The organism is Mesorhizobium sp. (genome assembly GCF_041661565.1).
Lineage (GTDB): Bacteria > Pseudomonadota > Alphaproteobacteria > Rhizobiales > Rhizobiaceae > Mesorhizobium.
The window spans coordinates 1-3,458 of the sequence record NZ_JBAZUD010000252.1 but is presented as its reverse complement, the minus strand read 5'-3'; the positions used below and the strand labels follow the sequence as shown (position 1 = coordinate 3,458).

The 3,458-nt window shown below is 62.3% G+C and carries 5 protein-coding genes; all 5 read left to right on the top strand.

All coding sequences use genetic code 11. From position 1 onward, the window contains the following. Positions 1-247, top strand: a 247-nt coding sequence (locus WC739_RS25090; protein ID WP_372955683.1) for a hypothetical protein, incomplete at its 5' end; no start/stop codon positions are given. Between the two features lie 7 nt (positions 248-254). Continuing rightward, a complete protein-coding gene (locus tag WC739_RS25085; protein ID WP_372955682.1) occupies positions 255-1,079 on the top strand; it encodes a flagellin in 825 nt (274 codons plus the stop codon). Between the two features lie 171 nt (positions 1,080-1,250). Continuing rightward, a complete protein-coding gene (locus WC739_RS25080; RefSeq protein ID WP_372955681.1) occupies positions 1,251-2,180 on the top strand; it encodes a flagellin in 930 nt (309 codons plus the stop codon). Between the two features lie 113 nt (positions 2,181-2,293). Further along, complete coding sequence (locus WC739_RS25075) at positions 2,294-2,629, top strand: hypothetical protein (protein WP_372955680.1); 336 nt, start codon at positions 2,294-2,296, stop codon at positions 2,627-2,629. A 176-nt stretch (positions 2,630-2,805) separates the two neighbouring features. After that, a partial coding sequence (locus WC739_RS25070; protein ID WP_372955679.1) for a flagellin occupies positions 2,806-3,458 on the top strand: 653 nt, incomplete at its 3' end.

Genomic DNA, 3,458 nt, shown 5'->3' with positions numbered 1-3,458 from the left:
GCCTGATTCTTCGGTTTTCGCAAGACTGAACGTCTTGCCTACCTGCTTCGGAAAAACCTGCCGCCCGGCGAATCCTGCATTCGCCGGGCGGTTTCGTTTTTGCCTTGAAGTCAAAATTACTTCATCAAAATCAATAGTTTATGGATTGGCCCCGACCTCGGTTCGGTTGGCCCGCCGCTTGCGATGGTTCGCGCGGGGCAAAACGCCCGACCGGCAATACGCCGGGCAAATCCCACCAAAACGGTAGGTATCAAATGCTGAACTCGATCAACACGAACCCGAGCGCCCTTCTTGCGCTCCAAAACCTGAACGCAACCAACACGGAGCTCGCCACTACCCAGAGCCGTATCAACACCGGCAAGAAGGTTGGAACCGCCAAGGACAATGGCGCGATCTGGTCGATGGCCAAGATGCAAAGCGCGAGCTCGAGTTCGTTGAACGCCGTGAAGGATTCGCTCCAGCGCGGTCAGTCGACGATCGATGTTGCTCTCGCGGCAGGCGACACCATCACCGATCTGCTCACGAAGATGAAGGAAAAGGCCCTGGCCGCTTCCGACACTTCGCTGAACACCGCCTCGTTCAACTCGCTGAAGTCGGACTTCGAGACGCTCCGTGGCCAAATCGAAAAGGCCGCGGCAAACGCGAAGTTCAATGGCGTCAGTCTGGCGGACGGCACGACGGCCCAGATCAGCTTCCTGGCCAACGCGGACGGGGGCAACTTCACGGTCCAGGCGCAAAACCTGGGTCTTGTGGGTCTTGGTCTGGTGGCCGGTAGCGACACCTTCACCTCGGCATCGACGGCCAAGTCGATGATCGATGTCATGTCGAAGGCGTTGCAAACGGCGACGAACAAACTGTCTTCCCTGGGCACGTCCTCGGTCGGTCTGGATACTCACCTGACCTTCGTGGGCAAGTTGCAGGACAGCCTGGACGCCGGCGTGGGCAACCTCGTCGACGCGGACCTGGCGAAGGAAAGCGCCAAGCTGCAGTCGCTGCAAACCAAGCAGCAACTGGGCGTCCAAGCGCTCTCGATCGCCAATCAGAGCCCGCAGACGATCCTGTCGCTGTTCAAGGGGTGAGCCCGATACGCCGGACGGCCGTCAAAAGCCGTCCGGCGCCTCTTTTCCGCCGGGTGCGCATATTGTGCCCGGCAACAATTGCCCATGGCGAAAGGCTCCCGGCAGAAATTGCCGGGAGCCTTCGTCGTTAATGGATGTATAACGCAATGATTTCAGAGATTTAGTGAGGCCTTGCCGCTGGGCAAGAATGGCCCGGCAATTGCTACAGACCTTTTCGAGCAAAACGCTCCCGGCAGCCAAAATGGCGTCGGATACCTTGAAAAGGAACCTACTCGTATGCCGCTGAATAGCATCAATACGAACGCTGGCGCTCTGATCGCCCTGCAAAACCTCAACACCACCAACAGCGAACTGGGCGTCGTCCAGCAACGCATCAACACCGGCAAAAAGGTCGGTAACGCCAAGGACAACGGCGCCATCTGGGCCATGTCCAAGATTCAGAACGCGACCTCGTCGTCCCTGAACTCGGTGAAGGACTCGCTGCAGCGCGGCCAGTCGACGATCGACGTGGCCCTGGCGGCCGGCGACACCATCACCGACCTGCTCAGCAAGATGAAGGAAAAGGCCCTGGCCGCTTCCGACACCTCGCTGAACACCGCTTCGTTCAATGCCCTGCTGTCGGACTTCACCTCGCTGCGCGAGCAGGTCCAGAAGGCCGCCGACAACGCCAAGTTCAACGGCGCCAGCCTGGCCGACGGCAAGGTCACGAACATGACCTTCCTGGCCAATTCGGACGGCACGGGCTTTACCGTGAAGGCTCAGACCCTGGGTCTGGCCGGTCTCGGCCTGACCACCGCTACCCCGGCCTTCAGTTCGGCCTCGTCTGCCAAGTCGATGATCAGCGACATCGACAAGGCCATCGGCACGGCCACCAACAAGCTGGCCTCGCTGGGCACCAGCTCTGTCGGCCTCGACACCCACCTGACCTTCATCGGCAAGCTGCAAGACAGCCTGGACGCCGGCGTCGGCAACCTGGTGGACGCCGACCTGGCCAAGGAAAGCGCCAAGCTGCAGTCGCTGCAAACCAAGCAACAGCTGGGTGTGCAGGCGCTGTCGATCGCCAACCAGTCCTCGTCGTCGATCCTGAGCCTGTTCCGTTAAGGAACGCGGAGCGGAGGCGGGCCCGCTTGGCCCGCCTCCGCCTTTTCGGGGATCGACGAGCAAGGAGAGAAGCAAGAGAGGAGGGCCGGCCCGCAAGCGCCGGTAAATAGGAAATGGAACCCAAGGCCGCTTTGTCGGCGATCAGAGACTTCGTCGCCTCAACCGCTCCCGCTACGAACGCCCCGGACCCGTCCGAGGGCGCGAACGTCGTTTCGGCGCCGGCCGCCCAGCCGATCGAGCACCAGCCGGCTCCGCCGGTCGAGGCCGGCCCGCAGCCTGGCGACCTGCGCCTGGTGATCGAGCAGGACGGCGACTCCGGTGAGTATGTCTACAAGACCGTGGATCGTCGGACGGGCGAGACGCTGCAGCAATTTCCGCGCGAGCAGATTCTGAAGCTGCGCGAGGAAACCACCTACGCGTCGGGCGACGTCTTCGACGGCCAGGCCTGAGCGAACCGCCCGACCGCATGGCGGGTGCGACAGTGGGCCGCGGGCGTAAACAGACATGGTTTATAAGCGTTAACCATAATCTTACTTTCTGACCCCAAGTTCGGCGGCGACCAGATCGCTCGCCGAATCGCGCGCGATCGCAACCAAACGGCAAAATAGCCGATCGGAGGCCGCGCATGACGCTGAGCGTCAACACGAACCAGCCCGCGCTGATCGCGCTGCAGAACCTGAACCGCACTAACGACGACATGCAGGCGGTGCAGACTCGCATCAACACGGGTGAAGCCATCTCGACCGCCAAGGACAATGCGGCGGTCTGGTCGATCGCGCAGGAGCAGCGCGGCGACATGAGCGCGCTCAGCGCCGTCAAGATGAGCCTGGATCGCGCGACCTCGATCGCCGACGTGGCCCTGGCCGCCGGCGATTCGATCTCGGACCTCCTGAAGCTGCTGCGCGAGAAGGTGGTGGCCGCGAAGGACACCTCGCTGACCACGTCCTCGCGGACCTCGCTGAACGCCGACTTCCAGGGCCTGCTCAAGAATCTGGACCAGGTCGTCAAGAGCGCCGTGTTCGACGGCGCCAACCTCCTGGACGGCAGCCAGGCCGCCGACATGCAGTTCCTGGCCGACGCCGACGCGGCTCAGGCCATCACGCTGTCGCTGCAGAACCTGTCGCTGGGCGGCACGATCAACACCCTGACGACGACCGACGATATCCTGACCCCGGCAAACGCCGACGCGGTGTTCCAGCGCCTCGAAGCGTCGATGACCGCGATCAACCAGGCGGTCGGCAACATCGGCACGCAGGCCAAGCAGATCGACGCCCACAA